The following is a 24864-nucleotide window of genomic DNA, read 5'->3' as shown; positions in this document are numbered from 1 at the left end:
GCCTACGACGCGCTCAGGCACTCCGGCACATCGCAGGTGCGGCCGGCGCGTGCCCGTGGTCATGCCATCGTTGCTCCGCCGAAATAGGAGACGGCATGCGTCGCATCATATTAATCTTCGGGGCGATCGCGAGCGTGCTCCTGTCGCTCGTCATCGCCCAACCGGCGTCAGCGGCGCCGGCATTCCGAGCCCTGGTCTTCACGAAGACGGCCGGCTATCGGCATGATTCGATCCCCGCCGGCCTCTCGATGTTTCGGGAGCAGGCGGCGGCCAGCAACTTCGAGTTGGTCCATAGCGAGGACTCGAGCGTTTTCACCCCGGCGAACCTCGCCACCTTCGACGTGCTCATCATGTTCCAGACCTCGGGAATGGTGTGGACCACGGCGGCCCAACGTCAGGCGGTGGAGGGCTACCTCGCCAGCGGCAAGGGCATCGTCGCGATCCACAACGCCACAGACATGGGCATCGAGAACGAGTACCCGTGGTGGGACCAGACCATCAACGGCGGCGCACACATGCCGGAGCACTCCCCCGGCGTGCTGTCCGGTACCGCCGTCGTCGCGGACAAGAAGCACCCGTCGACGGCCGGCCTGCCGGACCGTTGGAACCGCAGCGAGGAGTGGTACAACTTCGACCGCAACCCCCGCGGCGACGTCCATGTCCTGGTCACCGCGGACGAGCGCACGTACAACCCGGGCCCCCGCGCCATGGGGCCGGACCACCCCATCTCCTGGTGCCGCAACACCGGCGGCGGCCGCGTGTGGGCCACCGGCATGGGGCACACCAGCGCGGCGTACAGCGAGACCCATTTCCGCAACCACGTCCTCGGGGGCGTCAAGTGGGCGGCCGGCAACGAGCCCGGCGACTGCGGCGGCACCGTGTGGAGCAACTTCGAGAAGCGCACCCTCGACGACAACACCGCGGACCCGATGGCCCTCGCGGTCGCCCCGGACGGGCGGGTGCTCTACGTCCAGCGGGGCGGGCAACTGAAGATCTTCAAACCGACCACCAACAGGACCGTGACAGCCGCCACGCTCAGCGTCTACACCGGCGGCGAGGACGGCCTCACCGGACTGGCGCTCGACCCCGACTTCGCCGACAACGGCTACGTGTACCTGTATCACTCCCCGGCCGGAGTCCCGAACGACATCAACCGGGTCTCCCGGTTCACGCTCACCGGCGACACCCTGAACATGTCGAGCCAGGTGACGATCATCGACATCCCCGCGACCCGTGACCGCACGTTCGCCGAGCCCGGGCACACGGGCGGCTACATCGAGTTCGGCCCCGACAAGAACCTCTACATCGGCACCGGGGACGACGTCCCACCGAACCTCGACTCCAACTGGCAGGGCTACGCCCCGCTGGACTGGCGGCAGGGCAAGGCCAACCTCGACGCCGCCCGCACCGCCGGCAACACCAACGACCTGCGGGGCAAGCTCCTGCGCATCCGGCCGTCGGCCGACGGCGGCTACACCGTCCCGGCCGGCAACCTCTACCCGCAGGGCACGGCGCAGACCCGGCCGGAGATCTACGCGATGGGCTTCCGCAATCCGTTCCGCTTCTCGATCGACCCGGCCAACGGGTGGGTCTACCTCGCCGACTACGGCCCGGACCGGAACCCGCCCACGACCAACCGCGGCCCCGAAGGGCTCGTCGAGCTCAATGTCATCAAGGCCCCGGGCAACTACGGCTGGCCGTTCTGCCACGGCGACAACCAGGCCTACGCGCCCTACAACCCGAGCACCGGCGTCGTCGGCGCCAAGTTCAACTGCAACGCGCCGGTCAACAACTCGCCGAACAACACCGGCCTGACCAGCCTCAAGCCGATCGTCGCGCCGAACATGTGGTACGGCTACGGCGTCTCACCCAACTTCCCCGAACTCGGCTCCGGCGGCTCGGGGCCGATGGGCGGACCGGTCTACCGCTACGACGCCACGAACCCGTCCGGGACGAAGTTCCCGCCCTACTACGACGGGGTCCACTTCTTCTACGAGTGGTCGCGCCACACCGTCAAGGAGGTCCACTTCGACTCCGCAACCGCGGTCACCCGGACCAACCCCTTCATGCCCGGCGCCAAGTTCCTCAAGCCGATGGACATGGAGTTCGGGCCCGACGGCTCGCTGTACCTGCTCGAATGGGGCAACAACTTCTCCGGTGGCAACAACGACTCGGGTCTCTACCGCATCGACTACAACCACGGCGGGCGGTCGCCGATCGCCAAGGCCACCGGAACGCCCACCAACGGGGACGCGCCACTGAACGTGCAGTTCAGCAGCGCGGGGTCCACGGACCCGGATCCCGGCAGCACGCTCAGCCACCACTGGACGTTCGGCGACGGCACCACGTCCACGGCGGCCAACCCGTCACACACCTACACCGCCAACGGCAACTACACCGCCCAGCTCAAGGTCACCGACAACACCGGCAAAACAGCCTTCGCCAACGTGCCGATCACCGTGGGCAACACGGCACCGACCGTCACCCTCACCATTCCGTCCAACGGCGGCATGCTGGACTTCGGCGACCGCGTCCCGTACAAGGTCTCCGTCTCGGACCCCGGCGGCGCGCCCATCGACTGCGCCAAGGTGCTCGTCAACCCCGCCCTCGGCCACGACGATCACCAGCACGAGACCACGGACCATCCGGGGTGCTCGGGCACCATCGACACGACGCTACTGGGCGGGCACCCCGACGGCGCCAACCTGTACTACGTCCTCAACGCCCGCTACACCGACGACGGCGGCCCCGGCGGTGCGAACCCGCTCACCGGCTACGCCCAGGCGATCCTCCAGCCCAAGCACAAGCAGGCCGAGTTCTACACCGACCAGTCGGGTGTGCAGATCGTCGAGCAGGCCGGCGCGGAGAGCGGCAAGCGGGTCGGCAACATCTCCGACAACGACTGGATCGCGTTCAACCCGATGAGCCTGTCGGGCATCACGAGCGTGAAGTACCGCCTGTCGTCGCCGAGCGGCGGCGGATCGATCGAACTGCGCGCCGACTCCCCGACCGGCACACTCCTGGCCACGACACCGGTGCCCAGCACCGGCGGCTGGAACAACTACCAGTCCACGCCGGCGGTGAACACCGCCGATCTCGCCGGCTCACACCGGCTCTACCTGGTGTTCAAGGGCACCTCGAACAACTGGTTCGACCTCGACTCGCTCACCTTCGGCGGCAACGGAGTCGGCGAACCGGGCAGCGGCGGTGGTGGCGTGGCCGGTCGGACCTGGACGGTCGCAGCACAGCACAGCGGCAAATTCATGGACGTCAACGGCGCCTCGACCGCTGACGGTGCCCAGGTCGTCCAGTGGCCGGCCACCGGCGCCGACAACCAGAAGTGGCAGGCCGTCGACGCCGGTGGCGGCGCCGTCCACCTGAAGGCGGTGCACAGCGACAAGTGCCTCGCCGTCACGGGCGGGTCCACCGCCCAGGGCGCGTTCCTGCAGCAGTCCACCTGCGACAACGGCAACCCGCAGAAGTTCCTCGTCACACCGACCACCACGGTGGGCGTGTACACGGTGAAGAGCCTCCCCAGTGGACTGTGCGTCGACGTCAACGGCGGCTCGACGGCCGACGGCGCACGACTCCTGCAATGGAGCTGCCACAGCGGCACCAACCAACAGTGGCGGTTCACCGCCGTATAGCCCGTCCGGACGGGATGCCCGGCGCGGTTGCGCGCCGGGCATCCCTCCCTAGGAACAGGTGAGGAACCGCCATGGTGTTTCGGATACCTCGACCCCGCCGGTACGGACGGCTGTCCGCGCTGGGCACCGCCCTGGTGCTTGTCGGCGTCTGCGCCACCGCGGTGGCGGCACCGATCGAGCCCGGGCAGAGCGCCCCCATCGTGGGCGCGCAGTCCGGCCGTTGCCTGACCGTCCCCGGCGCCGGCACCACCAACGGCACCCAGACCCAACTCCAGGACTGCACCGGCGCAGCCGGCCAGACCTGGACCTACACCACCGGCAAACAACTGACCGTCCCCGGCAACAAGTGCCTCGACGCCAGCGGACGCGGCACCACCAACGGCACCCCGGTCGTCATCTGGGACTGCAACGGCCAGAACAACCAACAGTGGAACGTCAACCCCAACGGCACCATCACCGGCGTCCAGTCCGGACTGTGCCTCGACGCCAACGCCGCCGGCACCGCCAACGGGACCAGGATCACCCTCTGGTCCTGCCACGCCGGCACCAACCAGCAGTGGGACTCGCCGACCCCGCCGGTGCCGGGCGGCGCGGGCACGTGCGACATCTACGCCTCGGGCGGCACCCCCTGCATCGCCGCCCACAGCACCGTACGAGCGCTCTACGGCACCTACAACGGCAACCTCTACCAGGTCCGGCGCTCGTCCGACAGCACGACCCGGAACATCGGCGTCCTGAGCGCGGGTGGCACCGCCGACGCGACGACGCAGGACTCGTTCTGCGCGGGGACCACCTGTGTCATCACCGTCGTCTATGACCAGTCCGGCCGCGGGAACGACCTGTGGTACCAGGGATCGAGTGTGGTTCCCGGCTCCCCCCAGAGCCGCCCGGCGGTCGCGACGTCGGAGTCGCTGGCGGTCGGCGGCAGCAAGGCCTACTCGCTCTACATCAACCCCGGCAACAGCTACTGGCGGGACGGCCACCTGACCGGCGTGCCGACCGGCAGCGCCCCCGAAGGCATGTACATGGTGGCCAGCGGCACCCATGTCAACGGCGGCTGCTGCTTCGACTACGGCAACAGTGAGACGACCCGAGCGGCCGACGCGGCCGGGGCGATGGACGCGATCAATTTCAGCACCCAGTGCTGGTTCGGCGGGTGCGCCGGCACCGGCCCATGGGTCCAGGCCGACCTCGAATGGGGGCTCTACTCCGGTGGCAGTCAGACCTGGAACCCGAACCAGCGGGCCTTCACCAGCAAGTTCGTGACGGCGATGCTGAAGAACAACGGGACGAGCCGTTTCGCACTCAAGGGTGGCAACGGCCAGACCGGAAGCCTGACCACGCTCTGGGACGGCGCGCTTCCGCCCGGGTACAGCCCCATGAAGAAGCAGGGCGCCATCATCCTCGGCAGCGGGGGTGACTGCTGCAAGCCCGGCGGCGGCGCGAACCTCAGCGCCGGCACCTTCTACGAGGGCGCGATGGTGTCCGGCTACCCGTCCGACGCGACCGAGAACGCGGTACACGCCAACGTCGTCGCCGCCGGCTACCGCTGATTCGCCACAGCCATGAAGGGAGAAACGCGATGCGACACGGCAGGAATCGTCACCGATGGCGCACGCCGATCGCCGTGGCCACCACGCTCTCAACGGCAGGACGCGGAACTACATCCTGCGGGTGCCCGCCAACTACGACAACAGCCGCCCGTACCGACTGGTCTTCGGTTTCCACTGGAACGGTGGCACCGCAGGCGACGTCGACTCGGGCGGAACCAGCGGATACCCCTGGTCGTACTACGGCCTGCGGTCGATCTCGAACGACAGCGCGATCTTCGTCGCGCCCCAGGGCCTCGGGAACGGCTGGGCCAACTCCAACGGCGAGGATCTGACCTTCGTGGACGACATGATCAGGCAGCTCGACGCGGGCCTGTGTGTCGACACGAACCAGCGCTTCGCCGGGGGTTTCAGCTACGGAGGCGGCATGAGTTTCGCACTCGCGTGCGCCCGGCCGACAGTGTTCCGCGCGGTCGCCGTCTACGCGGGCGGGCAGTTGAGCGGGTGCAACGGCTGCACTCCCCAGAACCCGCCAGAGCCGGCACGGGGAAGCCTCACGCATGTCGTCACGACCTACTCGGGGTGCCGCGCCGGCTACCCCGTGGCATGGGCCGCGTACGACGCGGGTCATACGCCGGGTCCCGTCGATGGATCGGCCGGGGACTTCGAACCGGGTGAGAGGTCGTGGACCCGGGCGGTGGTGTGGAACTTCTTCACGCAGTTCGACGACACGGCGCCCACCCCGACCACGTTCCGGCTGCGCAACGAGGGTTCGGGCCGGTGCCTGGACGTCAACGGCGCAAACGCGGCCAACGGCACACCGATGATCGTCTGGGACTGCCACAGCAACGCCAACCAGCAGTTCACCCAGAACGGTGCACGCTGCAGGTGCTGGGCAAATGCGTGCACGTCCCGGCCGACGCCGCCGCCGGCACGCGGGTGCAGATCCAGGACTGCAACGGTGGCGCCAGCCAGCAGTGGGTCTTCAACAGCAACGGCACGATCCGCAACGGTCAGAGCGGGTTGTGCCTGGATGTCAACGGCGGGGGCACCGCCAACGGCTCCGCGGTCATCGCGTGGAGCTGCCACGACGGCACCAATCAGCGCTGGACGCGAGCATAGACGCACGAGTGAAGGCGGTACGTGACATCACGTGCCGCCTTCGCTCCCTCCGTGGTGAGCTTCAGGAGTGGGCGCACGCGCATGCGCCGGGCGTCCCGGCCTGCTCGTGAGCACGTGCTCGGCCATCCCCGAACCGGAGCGCGGCACAGCCTGACGTCAGCCACACCCGGCCCGGGAACGCGGAAGGGCCACCGCCCAGTGGCAGGTGGCCCTTCCAGCGTGCCCCGTCAGCTCAGGGCAGGGTCCACTTCTGGTTGGCCCCGCCGTGGCAGGTCCACAGGTGCACGAGGGTGCCGTCCGAGGAGGTGGCGCCCGACACGTCCAGGCACTTGCCCGACTGCGGGTTCCGCAGCGACCCGTCCGGGTTCGCCTGCCAGTTCTGGTTGGCGCCACCGTTGCAGGACCACAACTGGACTCTCGCCCCGTCCGCCGTGCCGCTGCCGCTGACATCCAGGCACTTGCCCAACGCCTTGACCGTCGACCCCGGCGCCACCGTCCACTTCTGCCCCGCCGAGCCCGTGCACGACGAGATCTGCACCGCCGTCCCATCCGCCGAGCTGCCGTTACGGACATCCAGACACTTGTTCGCGAGTCCGACGATCTGACCCGCTCCCGGTGTCGGGCCGCCCCCCAGCTCCTTGATCCGGACGTTGCGGAACGATACGTCGTCCCCCGTGCCGTGATTCTGGATGCCGACGTGGCCGGCGAGCGAGCGGGCGGGGTCGGTGTTGGTGAAGTCATTGATCTTCACGCCATTGAGCCAGACCTGGAGCCGCTCGCCCTCCACCAGCAACTCGAAGGTGTTCCACTCGCCCGGTGGGTTGAGCGCCGCGTCCCGGGCAGCCGTGTCCGGGGCCTTGACGGCGTAGATCGAGCCGGTCGTGCGGTCAGGCGCGTCAGTGGCGTCGATCTGGACCTCGTAGCCGTTGTCCAGTGCCGACGACGGGTCGCTCGACGGTGGGAAGCCCACGATCACGCCGGAGTTGTCGTCGCCGGGCATCTTCCAGTCCAGCTTCAGCGAGTAGTTGGTGAACTGCCGGGCGCTGTACCAGAGCATGCCCAGGCCGCCGTACGAGGCGAGGGTGGCGTCCGCGTTGGTGAAGCCGCCTGGGCCGGCCTGCGACCAGCCGGTGGTCGAGCCGTTGTAGAGGGCCGTATAGCCGTTCTCGGGCCGGCAGTCGGCCTTGGTCCGGGCTGCCGCGTACCGGATGCCGCCGAGCAGGTGCGCCCGGAACGCCGGCTCCGCGTACGACGCCTGGCTGTGCCCGCCGCCGGTGTAGAAGGCCCGGCCCCCCGAGTAGGTCTTGCACCAGGTGTGCGGGTGGTCGGCGCCCATTGAACCGCCCGAGTACGACGACTCGTCCAGCGTGGTGAGCACGCGCGCGGTGGTACGGGGGTTGGTCCGGAAGTTGTACCACTCATCGGTGCGGGTCCATGTCTGCGGCAGGTGGGCGGTCGCCGCGTGCGCCCGCCCCTCCACCTTGACGTTGGCCTGCTGGACTGCGGGGTGGGAGGCGAAGTAGGCGCCGACCAGATCGCCGTAGAACGGCCAGTTGTACTCCGTGTCCGCGGCCGAGTGAACGCCGACGAAGCCGCCGCCCGAGCCGATGTACGACTGGAACGCCGACTGCTGGGCGTCGTTCAGAACGTCGCCGGTGGTGTTGAGGAAGATCACCGCCTCGTAACGGCTCAGGTTGCCGGTGGTGAAGTGGTTGCCGTCCTCCGTGGCCGTCACCGTGAAGCTGTTCGCCGCGCCGAGGTCGCGGACGGCCTGGATCCCTGCGGGGATCGAGTCGTGCCGGAAACCGGCCGTCTTGGAGAACACGAGGACGTCGTAGGGGGTGTCCGCGGCATGGGCGGGGTTGGGCTGCCCGAGGAGGGCCAGGGCGGCGAGTGTCGCGGCCGCCCCACCAAACAGGGTTCGGGGTGTTCTGCGCATGTCCGTCGCTCTCTTCCGGGTGACAGGAATCAGGGCAGGGTCCACTTCTGATTTGCTCCGCCATGGCAGGTCCACTGGTGCACGAGGGTGCCGTCCGCGGAGTTGGCGCCCGACACGTCCAGGCACTTGCCCGACTGCGGGTTCCGCAGCGACCCGTCCGGGTTCGCCTGCCAGTTCTGGTTGGCGCCACCATTGCAGGACCACACCTGGACCTTCGCCCCGTCCGCCGTGCTGTTACCGCTGACGTCCAGGCACTTGCCCAACGCCTTGACCGTCGACCCCGAGGTCACCGTCCACTGCTGCCTCGCCGCGCTCGTACACGACGAGATCTGCACCGCCGTCCCGTCCGCCGAGCTGCCGTCACGGACATCCAGACACTTGCCCCCGAGCCCCACGATCGGACCCGCGCCGGGTGTCGGCCCGCCGCCGGGATTGAAGGTGAACGCGTCGACGTCGAAGAGGAATCCGGAGCCGCCGCTGAAGGTCAGGTAGAGCGTGGTGGTGCCGGCCGGTGCACCGGAGATCGAGCCGTTGACGGTGGTAAAGCTCGTCCACGAGCCGGTGACCGGGACGGTGGCGGAGCCGAGGACGGTGCCGGTCGGCGAGCCGGCCCGAACCTGCAATGTGCCGCCCGCGCCGGCTGACGACACCCGGGCGCTGAACGACGTGGCGTTGCTCAGCTTGTACGGCTCGAACGCGATCCAGTCGCCGTTCTCGATGTCACCGACGGACTTGCCGCCCTCGGCGGTCGACTTGTCGTAGGTGGCGATGCCGGACGATGTCTTGTAGTGCTCGGCCTGCCGGTGCTTCGGCTGAAGGATGTGCTGCGTGTGCGTGGTGAGCCCGGCGTTGTCGGTGTACTCGGCATCGAAGACCCCGAAGATGTTCGCGGCGTCGTCGTGTTCACCGTCGACCGGGATGGTGATCGTGCCGGAGCACCCGGTCTTCGAGGTGATCGGGTGGCCGTGGCTGTCGTGACCGACGATGTACGTCAGCTTGACCTTGGCGCAGTCGACCGTGCCGTCCTCCGGATCCGTCACGGTGATGCTGTACGGCACGGTGTCGCCGAAGGCGAAGATCTCCCCCGCGGCGGGGCTGTTGATGGTCACGGTCGGCGCGGTGTTGCCGACGGTGATCCGCACGTCGGCGGTGCCGGTGGCACCCTGCGGGTCACGCACGGTCAGCGTGGCCGTGTAGTCGCCGTTCGTGTTGTACGTCTTCGTCGGGTTGGCTGCGGTGGAGGTGGTGCCGTCACCGAAGTTCCACGCATAGGTCAGTGCCCCACCGTCAGGGTCGGATGAGCCGGCCGAGGAGAATGTCACGGTCAACGGCGCCGCGCCGGAGGTCCGGTTGGCGCCGGCGATCGCCGTGGGTGCCCGGTTGCCGCCGCCGACGTAGTCGAAGCGGTACAGGGCGGAGTATTGGTCGCCCTGGTACAGCCCGGCGCCGTAGTCCAGCACGTAGTAGGAGCCGTCCGGGCCGAACGCCGAGTCGATCACCTGCTTGCCGGTCCAGGGGAAGCTGTCGATGGTCCCCGGGGAGCCGTCGGCGTTGAGGTGGATCGGCTTGATCCAGCCGCGGCCGAACTCCGTGGCGAAGAACTGCCCGTCGAACGACTGCGGGAACTTCGTGGGCGAGCTGACGTCGGGGTCGTACCGGTACACCGGGCCCGCCATCGGCGACTCCGAGCCGCCGCCGAACGCCGGCGGGCTGCCGGCGTCGCCGCCGTAACGGATCCAGGCGGCCTTGGCGGGGGGCAGCGTGCTCAAGCCGGTATTGCGGAACGAGTTGTTCGTCGGCCCGCCCGAGCAGTTGTACTTCGCGCCTGCCGTGTTGGTGGCGAAGTCCCACTCGGCGAACGTCTCGGAGCTCGTGTTCGTGCCGTTGCAGTACGGCCAGCCGTAGAAGCCCGGGCCCGTGATGCGGTTGAACTCGACCTGGCCCTGCGGCCCGCGCGCCGAGGTGGCGCCGGCATCGGGGCCGTAGTCGCCGACGTAGACGATGCCGGTGGCCTTGTCCACGCTCATCCGGAACGGGTTGCGGAGGCCCATCGCGTAGATCTCCGGCCGGGTCCTGGCCGTGCCGGGCGGGAACATGTTGCCGGACGGGATCGAGTACGACCCGTTCTCGTTCACCTTGATTCGCAAGATCTTGCCGCGCAGGTCGTTGGTGTTGGCGGCGGTGCGCTGCGCGTCGAACGCCGGGTTGCGGTTGGACCGCTCGTCGAGCGGGGAGTATCCGGCGGACTCGAACGGGTTGGTGTCGTCGCCTGTGGACAGGTACAGGTTGCCTGCCGCGTCGAAGTCGATGTCTCCGCCGGCGTGACAGCAGATCCCTCGGTCGGCCGCCACGTCGAGGATGTCCACTTTGCTGGACTGGTTGAGCGTGAAGTCGGCGTTGAGCGTGAACCGGGAAAGCCGGTTGACACCCTGCCACGCCGACCAGTTGCCGCCGGTGGTAGGTGCGTCGCCTCCTGGTGTGGACAGCGGCGGGGAGTAGTACAGGTAGATGTGCCGGTTGGTGGCGAACCCCGGGTCGATGCCGATGCCCTGCAGGCCGTCCTCGTCGTGCACGTATACGGGGATGTTGCCGATCACCGTGGTGGTGCCGTTGGCCTCCGTGCGGCGCACGGTCCCGTTGCGAGCGGTATGCAGCACCGACCGGTCGGCGAGTACGGCCAGCGACATCGGCTCACCGACTTCCGCGACCCCGCGGGCCAGTTGGACCTGCTGGAAGTCGGCGGCGTTGATCGGGTGCGCCGAGGCCGGGGTCGCACTGGAGAAGGTCGCGACGAGAGTGGCCGCGACCAGGAGCAGAGCCGAACCGATGGCCGGCCAACGCGCGACTGCAGCCCTCTTTATGCTCATGAACATGACAATGCACTCCCCTTCCTGAACAGGTGGCTGCCAGGCTTGGGGCGCGCGCTGCCGCGCCGATGCCGTAGCGAGATGTCGCCGCTTCGGCCCGCCAGGTACTGCTTCAGCAGGCCACTACGCCGAGCAGGGGCAACGGCTCGGAAACAGGAGAAGTCGATGGCTACCGCGCTGTCGGGTCACATCGACGACCGTGATGGTTCGCTGACAAGGCTAGAAGACTTCAGCCCAATGTGTCCACACCTCCCTCCAAACCAGCCAGGCTTTTCGTCTGTTGTGGAAAAAGTTACGAAGGGCCCGAGCCCTGTCAGGACCCGGTGCCCTCTCCAACCCGGATTGCCGGGACGCAGACGGGTGCGTGATCGCCACCGCCCGACCCGACAACCCGGCCGAGCCCGGCCACCCCTTCGCCGGCCACGAACACACCCTGCGACGACCGGGGCCGTACCGCTCCAGGTTGCCTACGCGGTATCCATCCACAAGGCGCAGGGCCTTGAGTATGACTCGGTGAAGATCGTGATCACGGACGCCAACGAGGACGACATTTCGCACAACATTTTTTACCCGGCGATCACCCGAGCACGCGAGCGGCTCCAGATCTTCTGGACACCCGAGACCGAACATGCCGTCCTGGGCAGCTTGCAGGCCACCGAAACTCCCCTTCCCCAGTGGACAAGGGGAGTTTCGGTGGGCTTGAGCCGGATAGCGGTGTCAGCAGGAGGGCAAGCCCGTGAAGCCGACGCGGACGAGCTTCCACTGCTGGTTCCCGCCGCCCCAGTCCGAGTACTGGACGATGCCGGTCCCGTCCTCGGAGGAGAAGCCCGGTACCTCGACGGCCTTCCCGCTGTTGCGGTTGATCAACCGGACGTATCCGTCCGGTGAGTCCGCCAACCGGAACTGCTGGTTCGCGCCACCGTGGTCGCTCCACTGGTTGATGGCGGCGTTGTCGGCCGTCGACCAGCCGGAGACGTCCAGCAGCTTGCCGGAGTGCCTCGCCTTCAACCGGTAGTAGCCGTCACCGGCGTCCACGAACTGGAACTGCTGGTTGGTCCCGTCGATCCGAGCCCACTGCGTGACCGCGGCGCCGTTCTCGGAGCTCACGCCCGCCACGTCCAGTGCCTTGCCGCTGTTGCGGTTGACCACGACGTACCAGGCGTTGGTGTCCACAGTGCCCGGTTGCGCCGCCGGCCCGCACGCGCGCAAGTCGAAGCGTTCCACCCGCACTTTGCCGCCGAGGGCCCGGGTGGCGTGGTTGAAGACGGCGAAGCGGTAGCCCATGAAGAAATGAGGTCTCTCGTTCATGGTGAAGGCCGGGCCGAGCCGGTTGAAGGTGGTGCCGTCGGTGCTGTAGGAGAACGTCGCCTGGCGGCCCGGCCCCGGGCTGATGTCGGCGGCGGCGCGCAGCCAGACGCGGCTGCCGGACGCGGGGAGGTCGGCGCGGGCCTGCTCTGTGCCGGTGCTGCTGGTGTTCCAGCTGGCATCCATGGTCAGACCGTCGAACATCACCAGCCTGCTGACGCCGTTGTGCCGTGTGACGCCGATCCAGGCGGAGGAGTCCCGCAGCATCGCCAGCCCGGCCCGGTCGCCGTCCGCCATTGCGGAGCAGTCGAGCACGACGGTCGCAGTGGAGGCGGGGCCCTGGATGCGGCGGGTGAGGGTGTTACGGGCGTTGTAGAGGTCGTCGGTGACGGTGGCGGTCCTGAGGGTGAGCCCGTTGTCGACGGTGAACGCCGTGGTGTCGGGGTTGTGGTTCCACTCCCAGTACGGCGCCAGCGCCGTCCCCTCGAAGGTGTCGGCGCCGGTCATCGGCGGGAGCGGGTGCGGGGTGACCGGGTAGGGGTACGTCTCGCCCCACGCGCCGTCGACGGTCTGGAGCTGGGGCCAGCCCTCGGCGTTCCAGGTGACCGGGGCCAGGGCGGGGACGCGGCCGCCGGGATAGGCGTCGATGAAGCCCATGTAGTACCAGTCGCCGTTCGGGGTGTCGACCAGCGAGCCCTGGTGCGGTATGCCGCCGCCGGGGATCGGGCCGGGCAGGTCCAACAGCACCTCCCGCATCTTGTACGGGCCGAAGGGGCCTGAGGTGGACTTCCAGACGTACTGGCCGTTGGGCGGGCGGGTGACGAAGATGTAGTAGTTCCCGTTGATCTTGTAGAAGCGAGAGCCCTCCATCAGATGCAAATCGTCGGGCTTGGTGAGCACGTGCTCGGACCTGACCTCGGTGCGCATGTCCGGGGAGAGCTGTGCGACGCGGATCTCGTTGACGCCGTACGCCACGTACGGGGTGCCGTCGTCGTCGAAGAGCAGCCCCGCGTCGTAGTAACCGCTGCCGATCTCGGCGTGCCGGGTCCAGGGGCCCGCCGCGTTGGTGGCCCTGTATACGTACGACCGCTGCCAGCCGATCTGGCCCAGCCAGTAGAAGGTCCCGTCGCTGGGGCGGTAGCGCATCGAGGACGCATAGATGCCCTGGACGTACGCCCGTCCGCCCTTGAGGTCGTACGCGTCGCCGAAGTCGAGGACCGGCACCGAGTGGCCGATGAACTCCCAGTTGACCAGGTCGTAGGAGCGCAGGACGGGCGCGCCCGGCGAGAAATGCATGGTCGAGCCGCTGTAGTAGTACGTGTCGCCGACGCGGATGACCTCGAGGTCGGCGAAGTCCTGCCAGATCACCGGGTTGGTGAACCGTTCCTGCTGGGCCGTCGTGGCCGCCGCCGCGCGCATCGCCGGCAGCGTGGCGCCCGCGATCAGGCCGGCGGTGGCCGCCATGAGTCTCCGGCGGCTGTGGGGGTGTTGGAGCCAGGACATGCGAGATCAGCTTCCTCACGGGTAAGGGGACTGAGAGCCGAAGTTCGAAATGTCGGACGTCATTCTGAATGCCGAACGGGAATATCGGAGGGGCACAAGGGGTGTCAGCGCCGGGCGATCGGCGGGTGGTCAGCGGCTCGCCCACGGCAGTCGTCGTTCGATAATCCTCGGACGCCGGCGACCCCAGCTCACTCGACACACCCTGAAACCGACCGACTCCCAGGCTTGGCACGTTCCGCGCCTCGTGGTCGACCAGGACGAGGCCGCCACCATCCGGGTTCTCCGCGCGCACGGTCGGGCTCGGCCTTGCACCGAGCCCGCCGCTCCAACTCCATCCGTTGTCCCTGATCGCTCGCTGTGACGCTCACCCGGTTCGGCGTACGTCGTTGCCCGCGAACGTCAGGAACACCAGGACCTGCGTCACGCCACCGGCTAGCGCTGCAGGGTCAGCACCCCCGGCCGGTACGGCAGGAGGCCGTAGTCCATGCCGTCGGTGCCGGGGTCGCGCCCCTGGTAGAGGAACTGCAGATTGCAAGGGTCGATGGTCTTGGTCTGGTCGGGGTTGGTGCGAACCACATCGCCGTGGCTGATGTCCCTGGTCCAGGCCGTCGCGCCGCTGTTGGCACTGCCGGCGAAGGGGTTGGTCACGGTGTCGGCCTGCGGTGTCCACGTGCCGTCGAGGCTGGTGGCCGTGAACGAGCGGAAGAAGCGGCCATACCCTGTGTAATTCTGGGCCTCAACGATCATGAGGTACTGGTTCTGACCCTGGACCTTGTAGACCTCCGGCGCCTCGAACAGGTTGAGCTCCGTATCGCTCATGATCTTCGTGACCGAACCGAAGGTGCCCGGGAAGTTGCCGATGGGCATGCTGGACCGGTAGATGTCGCCCTTGTCGTTGGCGAAGAACATGTACATGTTCGTGTCGTCGCCGATGAGGGTCACATCGAGAGGGCCCCCCTTCGGGAGGGTGCCCGTCCACAGCTCCTGCTGCGCGGACCAGCCGTTCGGGTTGGTGGGGTCGCTGGAGGTGCGGTAGGAGAAGCTGTATGGCCAGCCCCCGTTGTAGGCGAGCACCCAGAGGTTCTTCGGGGCGAAGTAGAACAGCGTCGGCGCGATGCCGTCGAAGGGAATCGTGTTCTGGGTGGCGGTGGCCATGTCGGACCAGTTCGTGAAGGGACTGAAGGTCGTCAATCCCCAGCGCCCATCCTCACCGGCGAGGTTGTTGTGCGTCGTGGCATAGACGACGTGCTTGCCGTTGTGGACGACGCTGGTGAAGTCCTTGAGCGAGGACCACCCCGCCTTCGGCTCCGCCAGCGGGCCGGTCGAGGTCCACCGGTAGGTCGACGGAAGAGCACACGAGTTGCCCGTCCCGGACAGGCCGGTCCACTTCTGGTTGGTGCCGCCGTGACACGACCAGAGCTGCACCCCCGTGCCGTTGGCCTTACCCCAGCCCGAGACCTCCAGGCACAGCCCGGACCGCACGCCGACGACCGTGCCGTCGGGATTCACCCGCCACTGCTGGTTGTCACTGCCGTTGCACGGCCAGATCTGCACCGGACTCCCGGACGTGGTGGCACCGCCCCGGACATCCAGGCACTTGTTGCCGTACACGGTCAGCTGGCTGCTGTCCGTCAACGTCCACTGCTGGTTGGCTCCACCGTGACAGTCCCAGATGTGCACGTTCGCACCGTCGCTCTGGCTGAAGCCCGCCACATCGAGACACCGGCCGGAATCAACACTGCGCACGTCACTGGTGGTGGCCGCCTGAGCCGGGCCGGCAACGAGCAGCGCCGCCAACGCGGCCAGAGCCGCGACCACGGCGGCGAGCACCGCGGACGGGCGTCCGAGACTGAAACTACGTCTGCGCATAAGGACCTCGTCATCCTTGAGCAAGCGACTCCGGTCTTCCCCGTCGAGGGCTGTCCGGATGCCGGCATGGTGCGGCCTTGTTCGTTATTTCGAACAGGGGTCGAAGTACCGATCGGGAGAATGCTAGACATCCCATGAATCACGTCAATACTTCTCGCACGATTCGCGGGCAGAAACGTTCGCACGCTGAAACCAGGCGGCTTCAAGTTCCGTGGTTGTACGGGTCTTTGACTGAGGGGCAGGTATCGGTGCGGGCACGAGCTTGGGGAACATCGGTACAGCGGTCGATTTCGGCGTCATCGCCGCTGCCGATCGCAGCCCAGAGACGGCTGAAGCCCGTGCCACTGCGGCGGTAGGTTACTGAGGCCGTCCAGGGCGAACAGCTTGCGCCGCTCGCCCGACGGCGGAGACGGCTCGGCCCCGTCCTGGCTGCCGTACAGCGTGACATCGGGAGGAGTCCGGCGGCTGCGGCGGGCCGGTCGACGTCAAGCCGCGCGGCATCGCCTCCCGCGGTACCGGCGGCCGCGCCGCGACTCGGAAGTGGGCGCCAGGGCGCGGCCCAGCCCAGAACCCCGCCGTCCAGGCGAAGGCAGCGTGACGTGAACCGGTCCGGCCACGCCGCGTCGCGACCGGGCCGCTACCCCGATATCCGCGCCTGGAGGTCGATCCCGACGCGGAGCGTGGTGCCGATGGCGGCCATACCGGACTGGACGACCTGGACGTAGTTCATCGCGAAGTCCTCGCGCGGCAGTTCCACGGTGACCCGGAACGCGGCCGACCGCCGACGCCGGTGCGGAGGCCGACGGCCCGGCGCGCACGCCACGGGTGGGTGGCGTTGCTGCCGGGCCGTCAGTCGCTCACGCGGTCTCACCTCCCGTACGAACCCCTGCGGCGACGTCCGCGAAGCACCAGCACGCCGCCGGCAGCGATGACCAGCAGGCCACCGAGGGCGCTGTACGTGACAACAGCGTTGCTCGCCCCGGTGGAAGCCAGGTCGCCGGGCGTGCTGCTCGGGGTCGCCTGGCCGACGGGTGCGCCCATCTCCCCCTGCGCACGGGTGCCGGTCGTGCCGGGGGCGGAGACAACCGGCGTGGGGGCGGTCGGCGTGGGGGCGGGCGTCGGCTTGTCAGCGCCGGCGGTCCCCGGCGCGGGCTTCAGCTGAAGCGTCGTGATCGAGTACGGCGGCAGCTTCTGTGCGACCGCCGTGCCCCGCTTCGCCGTCGTCAGGGCAGTGTCTCCCTTGGCAAACGAAACGGTCGTGACCGCCCCTGCGGCCGGGGTGAATCCGGCGTACGAGAGCGACACCGGCGCCGCGTTCTGCGGGTTCTTGTTGATCAGCATGACGTTCAGACCGCCGGTGCTGCTCCGCACCGCGTGCACAGCAACCGACGAGTTGCCCGAGGACGACTTGACCATGGTGTCGCCAGGCTTCGCCAGTGCGGTCAGCGAGCGGATGCCCCAGTAGGTGGGGAAGGGCGTGTCGCGCGGCGGTTCGCACTTCCCCCCGGCGCAGGTTCCGGCGGAGAGAATGCCCCCGTCCTGGTAGTCGGTCTCGCCGTGGACGGTGGTGGGTGCTTGGTCCGTGCCGTTGTGCAGGTTCCACCAGTCCACGTGGGTGGCGCCTTGCTCGAACCAGGTCATGTAGGTGTCCGGCGCGAACAGGGCCGCGGCCTGGCTGGTCTGGGCGGGCGAGCCGACGGCGCCGTTCTCGGTGACCGCGATCTCCACCGAAGCGGCGCGCGAGCCCGTGTACTTGGCGATCAGCGAGCGCAGCGAGGACCTGACACCGGCGATCCGGGAGGGGGTGTTCAGCAGGTCGGCCGTGGTTTTGCCGCCCGGATACCAGTGGACGATGACGAAGTCGATCGAGCCTCCCGCGATGGAGAGCACCGTGTTGTTCCAGTCGGCGGTGTCACCGGGAGCCTTCTCCGCATCCGGCCAGAAGCCGGGGGTGGTGAGCACCGCTCCGATCTTCACCTTCGGATCCACGGCCTTCATCGCCTTCGAGTAGGCGACGAGGTTCTTCCCGTACTCCTTCGGGCTCTTGTCGGCGTGGTTGTCAGTTTCCCAGCCCTTGCCGTTGCCGTAGTGCCCGTTGCCGTAGACCTCGTTGCCGATCTCCCAGTACTTCACGCCGTAACCCTTGTCGACGTTGGCGTACTTGACCCAGTCGGCGGCCTCCTTGGGGGTGCCGGAACCGTAGTTCGCGGTCAGGATCGGCTGGGCGCCGACCTTCTTCGCGATGGCCATGAAGTGGTCGAAGTCGGTGTTGGAGGGGATCCAGCCGCTGCCGTCGCCGTAGGTGTGGGTCTTCCAGTGGTAGTCGTCCGCGCCGGAGCCGCCGGGATAGCGCAGCTGCCGAACTCCCGCGGCCTTCATCAGCGATGTCGGCTTGGGGTCCCCCATGTGCTCGTCGCCGTAGCCCGTGTTGAGGCCGACACCACTGCTGGGCACCGTGCCCAAGGAGGTACCGGCATTCACACGGATGTCGACGGTCGGCGCGGCGACCGCGCTGGGCGCCAGGGCGCCGACGCCGACCGAGGCGGCGAGCACCGCCACCGCCCCCGCGACAAAGCGCCGGCGCATCCGGCTACGGCGGGGCGTGCGACCCCAAGGCATCGGCTGCCATGCGGATCTCGGGTCGTCTGGTGACACGTGGGGCTCCGATCAGGTGTTGACACAGAGGGCGTAGCGCCGCTGACCACGGCTCGCCCTCGTCGGTACACCCCTAAGTGGCCACGCAGAGCGGAAAGGTTGCCGTTTCAATCATCCTTTTCGCCGAGACGTGGTCGCACCCCGTGATCGCCGGGCTCTTCCGTACAGCAACGGCCCCACCGAGGGCGTCAACACCAAGACCAAACGGATCACACGCCAGATGCACGGAGGAGCAGGCTTCACCCTGCTTCGGCACCGCATCCCCTCGGACAGCGGCACGCTCCGTCACCACCGAAAGTGAGACAGGGCCGTTGAATCGACGCACCCGGACGGTCCGTTGACAACACCGCGGGGCCACTCCGAGACTCACCGCGGGGGGCAGACCGGGACGGAGACGGGCAGAGGCAGAGAACGGAGTGGGCGGGTGACATCGACGACGCTGACGACCTTCGCCAACGGCCTGCGGCTTTACACGCAGAGCCCCGACGAGGCGAGGTTTCAGTACCGGGAGATTTTCGAGCACGGCTGCTACGAGGGGATGTCGCTCCCACCGCGCGCGCTGGTTGTCGACGTCGGTGCCTGCATCGGCATGTTCACGCTCTACACCAAGCTCCGCCATCCCGACGCCCGCGTCATCGCCTTCGAGCCGGTCGCCGAGTCCCGGCGCATCCTGGACCGGAACATCGCCCTGCACCGGTTGGCCGACGTCCGCGTCGAGGCGCACGGCGTGGGCCGCGCCCCCAACGAGGCGGTCTCCTTCACCTACTACCCCCGGCTGCCGGGGAACTCGACCCGCTACCCCGACCAGAAGGCGCTGCAGATCGCGGTCCTCGCCGAGAAGTATCCCGACGAGGACGCCGTGGCCAACCACCGGGGCTTCCAGGTCACCGCGCCCGTCGACCGCCTCTCCCGGTGGCTGCCGCGGGACGGACGCGTCGATCTGCTGAAGATCGACGTCGAAGGGGCCGAGATCGACGTGCTGGAGGGCATCGACGCCGACGACTGGCCCCGCATCGACCGGGTCGTGGCCGAGGTTCAGGACCTGGACGGCCGCCTGGCGGCGGCCACCCGTCTGCTGCGTGACGCCGGGCTGGACACCGTCTGTGAGCCCAGCCCGCTGGTCGAGACGGAGATCCGGACCTTCCTCGTCACCGCGCGGCGCGACGGGCGGGAGGCCGAGTGACCATCCGCTTCGTGTCCGTCACACCGCCCTGACGCCGCGCTCGTCCGGAAGGTGGTGGCCACCCGCCCCGACGACTGACGGGGCATCGCCGATCTGGACGAGTTCCACGTCCACAACCGGCCGCCGGCCGAGGTCGTCGCGTACTGCGAGCGCCCCGGGTACGACTACGTCGAGGGCTCCCTGCTCGATCACGTCACGGCCAACGGCCGTCTCGCCGGCCCGGTCGTCGCACCGGCTCCCCGAGGACCGGGCTGCGTGGTCGTGGTACGCGTCGACCCGGACGGCGTCCACCGGGAGCGCGGAGAGCTTCGCCGACATGGCACGGCGGACGGCCCAGGTCAGGGACGACCCGATCTCCCGGTACCAAGGGCGGCTCGGAGCGTCCGGCGGGTCGCTGCCTGCCATGCAACCGGCCCCGGCGTCTTTCTCAGGCGTCCCTGCACCGGAGCAAGGGCGTCCATGCGCGTTTCGACGACACGTCACATCTGCGCTGAAAAGGTCTGCGTCCGGGGATGTTCCGGGTTCGGGGCCTTGCCCACCGGGGTGTCCGGGCAGAGGCTTGCCCATGATCTGTTGACGCGGGAACATGACCATGCCAGGCTCATTGGGAGCGCTCCCGGGCCGGAGGTGGCGGGGAGCAGCATGTTCTGCGTCCGTATCGAGGTCGGCGTGCTGACGCATCGTCGCCCTGGTGTTGTCTACGGGGAATTGAGCGCTGTGATGGCCGTTCCAGAACATCCCGATCATCTCGTCACCGTGGGTTTCCGTACACGCCGGGCACGGGCCCGATGTCCCCTGACACCGGTTGTCACCAGAGCGACGCCACGCCTCAGAGGCGCGTCCGCCCGTTGTCCCTGACCGTCACCCTCACGCGTCGGCACCGGACCGGCCCGCACCGGGCGATCTCTCAGCAGTCCTGGTGTGTGCCGGCGTGCGCCCCGACCGGACCGGCCGATGGCGCAGTTCGCCTCGGGGCCGGATACGCCCGTTCCGTCGGCGCACGGCGGCTCCTGCCGTCTCGCACTCACGTGTACCTCCACCCGGTGACCGCCGGGACGGACCGGCCGCGGTGCGGCTGCCGCCTGCCCGGCATGAGTTCACTCACGCACGAGATGTACGCGACACCGTTCCGTGAGAAGGGAACCAGAGATGACCCAGGTCACGCACACGGCGAAAAGCGCCCGGGACCGGCCTTCGTCAGCCATCCGCACCACGGTGAGGATGCCGGTCGCGCGTGCGGACGAACCGGAGGCCACTGCCACCGTCATGCGGCCGTGAGGGTGGCCCACCAGGAGGGGCGGGCCCGGGTGGGCCGGACATCGGGCACCCCCGTCGGGGCGTCCGGCGACGAGCCCGGCTTCTCCGGCCTTCTCCTCCCCCACCGGATCGGCGGGAAAGGAAGCCGCCCGTCTCAAGGACGGCATCGCCGTCCTCTCCACCGTCGCCGCCTCCGGCTGACCGAAGCGGGCCAGGTCCCGGCCGCCCCGTCCGCTCCGGCTCACCGGCTGAAGAGTCCCCGTAAATCCGTAGGAGCCGCTGGAAAGGGTCGGTCAACTTGCCAGGCTTACCTGTCATTCGCTGTGCGGTCATCGGTGTCGGCCGCAGGACCCTGGACGACTACGTACCCGCCCTCGCCGGCCTGTCGTCGCGCATCGAGCTGGTCGCGGCATGCGATGTGGACCCGGCAGCGGAAGCGCGTCTGATCCAGGCACTCGCCAGGAACGGACACGTCCCCCGTCCGCGGTTCTTCCCCGATCACGCATCCTTGCTGGACGCCGTGGACCCCGGCCTCGTCATCGTCGCCACGCCGCACCACACCCACCACGACATCACTCTGGAGCTGTGCCGCCGCGGCATCCCCGTGCTGAAGGAGAAACCCTTCGCCCTGTCACCGGCGGAGGCCCGCGACCTCGCCGCGGCCGTCCGGGAACACGACGGCCACCTGAGGCTCTGTGTCCAGCGGCGTCATCACCCGCTGTACCTGCGGGCGAAGGACGCGCTGGGACGGATCGGTGCCATCAGGCACTTCGACGCCACCTACCAGCTCAGTACCGATGCCTACCAGGCCGGCTGGCGGGCCGAGACGAGAACCTCCGGCGGCGGGGCCATCATCGACATGGGCTACCACATCATCGATCTGCTCCACTGGTTCTTCGGAATGCCGTCACTCGTCTACGCGAGTGCGGCGCCCAAGCTGAATCCGGACGCCGCCTACGACGTCGAAGAAACCACACTGTCGACACTGACCTATCCGAACGGTGTCACCGGAGTACTCCGCCTGTCGCTCTGTGAGTCCGAGAAGAGCGAGTTGATACGCGTCTACGGATCCGGCGGGCACATCGAGCTCACCCGGGACCGTCTCACGCGGTTCGATCGCTCGAACCGTCCGGTCGAGCGGGTGGCCGGCGAACGTTCCTGGGATTCGGCGTCCGGCGTGCTCGTGAACACGCTCGACCATCTCTCCGACCCGGACGTCACCGAACGCGAGGTGCAGGACGGTGTACGCGTCACCGCCACCATCGAGTCGCTCTACCGCTCCATTTCCCAGCAGACCTCCGTACGACCGCTGCACGAGGAGACCCAGGATGCCCGTTTCGGATCTGGCCATCGACGGGGGACGGCCGGTACTGAGCCGGCCGACGGCGTATCCATGGCCGAAGCGGCGATCGGAGTGGTCTGAGCGCGTTCTGAAGCAGCTGGAGAGCGGCAGGCTGTCGCTGTACGACCGCTCCGGTGTGGTGGCGGAGTTCGAGGACGCCTGGTCGGCCGCTCATGACCTTCCGTACAGTCTGGTGACCAACTCCGGTACCGCCGCGCTGCATTCGGCGTTCTACGGCATCGGTCTCGGTCCGGGCGACGAGGTTCTCTGCCCGTCGTACACCTTCTTCGCCACCTCCGCGTCGCTGTTCCAGCTGGGCGCGCTGCCGGTGCTGGCCGACTGCCGGTCCGACGGCTCGTTCGACCCAGAGGCTGCGGCCGGGCTGGTGACCGAGCGCACGAAAGCGGTCGTCATCACGCATATGTGGGGTCTGCCGTGTGACATGGACGTCATTGTGGCCTTCGCCGAGGAGCACGGGCTTGCGCTGGTCGAGGACTGCTCCCACGCGCACGGCGCGACCTACCGCGGGCGCCCGGTGGGCACCTTCGGCGCGGCCGCGGCCTGGAGTCTGCAGACCCAGAAGCTCGTCGCAGCCGGCGAGGGCGGCGTACTGGCCACCCGCAGCCGGGAGGTGTACGACCGGGCGCAGCTGCTGGGGCACTTCAACAAACGGGCGATGAAGGAGATGGATCCCCAGGGGCCGCTCTATCCGTACTCCGTGACCGGTCTGGGCCTCAAGTACCGGGCGCATCCGCTGGGCGTCGCCTTCGCCGTGGGCCAGATCGCCGAACTGCCGTCCTGGATCAAGGGAAAGCAGGCGTTCGCGGAGGAGATCGCGGGGCTTTTCACTCGGATCGAGGGGATCACGCCGCTGACACTGTCGACGCCGGAGCGGACATCGGCCCACTACGCGCTGCTCTTCGACGTCGATCCGGACCGGGTTCCGGGCGGCCGGGACCGGCTGGTGGCGGCATGCAACGCCGAGGGGCTGGACGACGTCGACATCCCGAAGGCGACGTCGCCGCTGCACACGCTGCATCTGTTCCGTCATCCGATGTCTCCGGTGACCACGTACGACCGGGCCTGTGTGCGGACGGAGTTCCCGGTGGCCGAGCGCCTCGCGGCGCGCACCTTCAAGATTTCGGTTCCCTGTGCCCCGGCGGGCTTCGAGGAGGAGGACGAGCGGTATCTGGCCGCCGTACGGGCCGTCGTCGACAAGGTCGCAGCCCATCTGGCGTCCGGAGCGCACAAGGAGTCCGGATGAGTCCCGTCCCGCCGGCCGGTGGCCTCAGCGACACCGCGGCATCCGGCCGGGTCATCGGGTCGACCACCCGCAAACGCGCCGGAGCGGTCCTGGACTCCGGGGAGATCGAGGGCATCGTCACGGACTACGTCCACGGCCGGATCCCGGACTACCAGATGGCGGCCTGGCTCGCGACGGTCGCCTGCCGCGGGCTGTCCACGGCGGAACTGGCGGCCCTGACGCGGGCCCACACCATCGGCGGCGGCCGGCTGGACCTGAGCCGGGTGGACGGCCCTGTCGTGGACAAGCACAGTACGGGCGGCGTGGGGGACACCACCACGCTGATCGTGGTGCCGGTGGTCGCGGCGTGCGGGGTCCCGGTGGCGAAGATGACCGGCCGGGCCCTCGGCTTCACCGGGGGCACGCTCGACAAACTGGAGTCGATCAAGGGGCTTCGGACCACGATCCCGATCGAGGAGATCGTGCCGACGCTCACCTCCGTCGGCATGGTCCTCACCGGCCAGAGCGCCGATCTGACACCGGGCGACGGCGCCACGTACGCGCTGCGCGATGTCACCGGCACCGTGGAGAGCATTCCGCTGATCGCGGCCAGCATCATCAGCAAGAAGTCCGCTGTGGGGGCCGACGGGCTGGTCCTCGACGTCAAGACGGGCGCCGGAGCACTGATCACGGAACAGGATCGTGCGACCGAGCTGGTCCGAACGATGCTCGGCCTGGCCGCCGAGTTCGGACTGAACGCGCGGGCCGTGCTCAGCGACATGAGCCAGCCGCTCGGGCCCGCGGTGGGCAACGCGCTGGAGATCCGCCAGGCGCTGGCCGTACTCCGCGGGGAGCGCGTCCCCGGACTGTGGGACCTGTGCGCGGCGGTCTGCCGGCTGATGCTGCAGAGCGTCGACGCCGCGCTCACCGACAAGCAGGCCATGGCCCGGATCGACCGGGTCCTCGACGAGGGGACGGCGTACGAGACGTTCGTGCGATGGGCGGTCGCGCAGGGGGCGGACGCCGCCGCGCTGGAGGCGGAGCGGCTGCCGTCCGCAGGGCGGCGGCTGACGATCACGGCGCCCGAGTCGGGCTGGGTCACCGCGATCGAGCCCCGGTCCGTGGGCAACGCGAGCCTGCTGCTCGGGGCGGGGCGGCTGACGTACGACGCGCCCCTGGACCACGGCGCCGGTGTGCTGCTGCGACGCCGGGTCGGGGACCGCGTCGACCAGGGCGATGTCCTGGCGGAGCTGTGCTACGACGGCGGTGACGTCGCCGCCGCCCGGTCGCTGGTGGAGTCGGCGTTCCGGCTCGGTGACACGGCGGTCGACGCGCCGGCGACCGTACAGCGGGTCTTCGAGCCGGGAGCGGCCTGAGATGTG

General features: G+C 68.7%; 12 protein-coding genes and 4 pseudogenes. 8 read left to right on the top strand and 8 right to left on the bottom strand.

What is annotated here, in order from left to right:
• Positions 1-95 precede the first annotated feature (95 nt).
• The 3 genes and pseudogenes from SLINC_RS44055 (at position 96) to SLINC_RS44045 (ending at position 6319) form a co-directional block, all read left to right on the top strand.
• Positions 96-3647, top strand: a complete 3552-nt coding sequence (locus tag SLINC_RS44055) for a ThuA domain-containing protein (RefSeq protein ID WP_067444125.1) — start codon at positions 96-98, stop codon at positions 3645-3647.
• Positions 3648-3718: 71 nt separating this feature from the next.
• Positions 3719-5200, top strand: a complete 1482-nt coding sequence (locus tag SLINC_RS44050) for an arabinofuranosidase catalytic domain-containing protein (protein WP_067444123.1) — start codon at positions 3719-3721, stop codon at positions 5198-5200.
• Positions 5201-5255: 55 nt separating this feature from the next.
• Positions 5256-6319 (top strand): annotated as a pseudogene (locus tag SLINC_RS44045) (ricin-type beta-trefoil lectin domain protein).
• Positions 6320-6551: 232 nt separating this feature from the next.
• Here the strand turns inward: SLINC_RS44045 and SLINC_RS44040 are convergent.
• A complete protein-coding gene (locus SLINC_RS44040; protein WP_067444120.1) occupies positions 6552-8258 on the bottom strand; it encodes a ThuA domain-containing protein in 1707 nt (568 codons plus the stop codon).
• Between the two features lie 29 nt (positions 8259-8287).
• Positions 8288-11131 (bottom strand): carbohydrate-binding protein, encoded by a 2844-nt coding sequence (locus SLINC_RS44035; protein ID WP_067444118.1) that lies wholly within the window; start codon positions 11129-11131, stop codon positions 8288-8290.
• Positions 11132-11206: 75 nt separating this feature from the next.
• Here SLINC_RS44035 and SLINC_RS50585 point away from each other — a divergent pair.
• Positions 11207-11722 (top strand): annotated as a pseudogene (locus tag SLINC_RS50585) (C-terminal helicase domain-containing protein); the annotation flags it as partial.
• A 120-nt stretch (positions 11723-11842) separates the two neighbouring features.
• Here SLINC_RS50585 and SLINC_RS49805 read toward each other — a convergent pair.
• The 5 genes and pseudogenes from SLINC_RS49805 to SLINC_RS44015 form a co-directional block, all read right to left on the bottom strand.
• Positions 11843-12298, bottom strand: coding sequence for an RICIN domain-containing protein (locus tag SLINC_RS49805; RefSeq protein ID WP_257785206.1), 456 nt, complete (start codon positions 12296-12298; stop codon positions 11843-11845).
• 33 nt (positions 12299-12331) lie between these two features.
• A pseudogene (locus tag SLINC_RS44030) lies at positions 12332-13933 on the bottom strand (glycoside hydrolase family 43 protein); the annotation flags it as partial.
• Positions 13934-14365: 432 nt separating this feature from the next.
• Complete coding sequence (locus SLINC_RS44025) at positions 14366-15802, bottom strand: non-reducing end alpha-L-arabinofuranosidase family hydrolase (protein ID WP_211292779.1); 1437 nt, start codon at positions 15800-15802, stop codon at positions 14366-14368.
• A 637-nt stretch (positions 15803-16439) separates the two neighbouring features.
• Positions 16440-16577 (bottom strand): annotated as a pseudogene (locus SLINC_RS44020) (YceI family protein); the annotation flags it as partial.
• A 92-nt stretch (positions 16578-16669) separates the two neighbouring features.
• Positions 16670-18388, bottom strand: a complete 1719-nt coding sequence (locus SLINC_RS44015; RefSeq protein WP_237282037.1) for a cellulose-binding protein — start codon at positions 18386-18388, stop codon at positions 16670-16672.
• A gap of 493 nt (positions 18389-18881) precedes the next feature.
• On the opposite strand from SLINC_RS44015, the gene SLINC_RS44010 reads away from it, so the two are divergent.
• Positions 18882-19640: an FkbM family methyltransferase gene (locus SLINC_RS44010; RefSeq protein WP_067444108.1), complete on the top strand. Its 759-nt coding sequence runs from the start codon at positions 18882-18884 to the stop codon at positions 19638-19640.
• Between the two features lie 18 nt (positions 19641-19658).
• On the opposite strand, the gene SLINC_RS44005 is transcribed toward SLINC_RS44010, so the two are convergent.
• Positions 19659-20045 (bottom strand): hypothetical protein, encoded by a 387-nt coding sequence (locus SLINC_RS44005; RefSeq protein ID WP_067444106.1) that lies wholly within the window; start codon positions 20043-20045, stop codon positions 19659-19661.
• Positions 20046-21195: 1150 nt separating this feature from the next.
• Here SLINC_RS44005 and SLINC_RS44000 point away from each other — a divergent pair.
• Genes SLINC_RS44000 through SLINC_RS43990 form a run of 3 tightly spaced genes read left to right on the top strand, consistent with a single transcriptional unit; the run spans position 21196 to position 24858 of the window.
• Complete coding sequence (locus SLINC_RS44000; protein WP_067444104.1) at positions 21196-22320, top strand: Gfo/Idh/MocA family protein; 1125 nt, start codon at positions 21196-21198, stop codon at positions 22318-22320.
• A complete protein-coding gene (locus SLINC_RS43995; RefSeq protein ID WP_067444102.1) occupies positions 22226-23503 on the top strand; it encodes a DegT/DnrJ/EryC1/StrS family aminotransferase in 1278 nt (425 codons plus the stop codon). Before SLINC_RS44000 ends, SLINC_RS43995 begins: the two co-directional genes overlap by 95 nt.
• Complete coding sequence (locus SLINC_RS43990) at positions 23500-24858, top strand: thymidine phosphorylase (protein ID WP_067444100.1); 1359 nt, start codon at positions 23500-23502, stop codon at positions 24856-24858. The genes SLINC_RS43995 and SLINC_RS43990 overlap by 4 nt, the downstream gene beginning before the upstream one ends.
• The last annotated feature ends 6 nt before the right edge of the window (positions 24859-24864 follow it).

Origin of the sequence: Streptomyces lincolnensis, assembly GCF_001685355.1 — a bacterium.
Taxonomy (GTDB): Bacteria; Actinomycetota; Actinomycetes; order Streptomycetales; family Streptomycetaceae; genus Streptomyces; species Streptomyces lincolnensis.
This window is presented reverse-complemented; position numbering and strand designations above follow the sequence as displayed.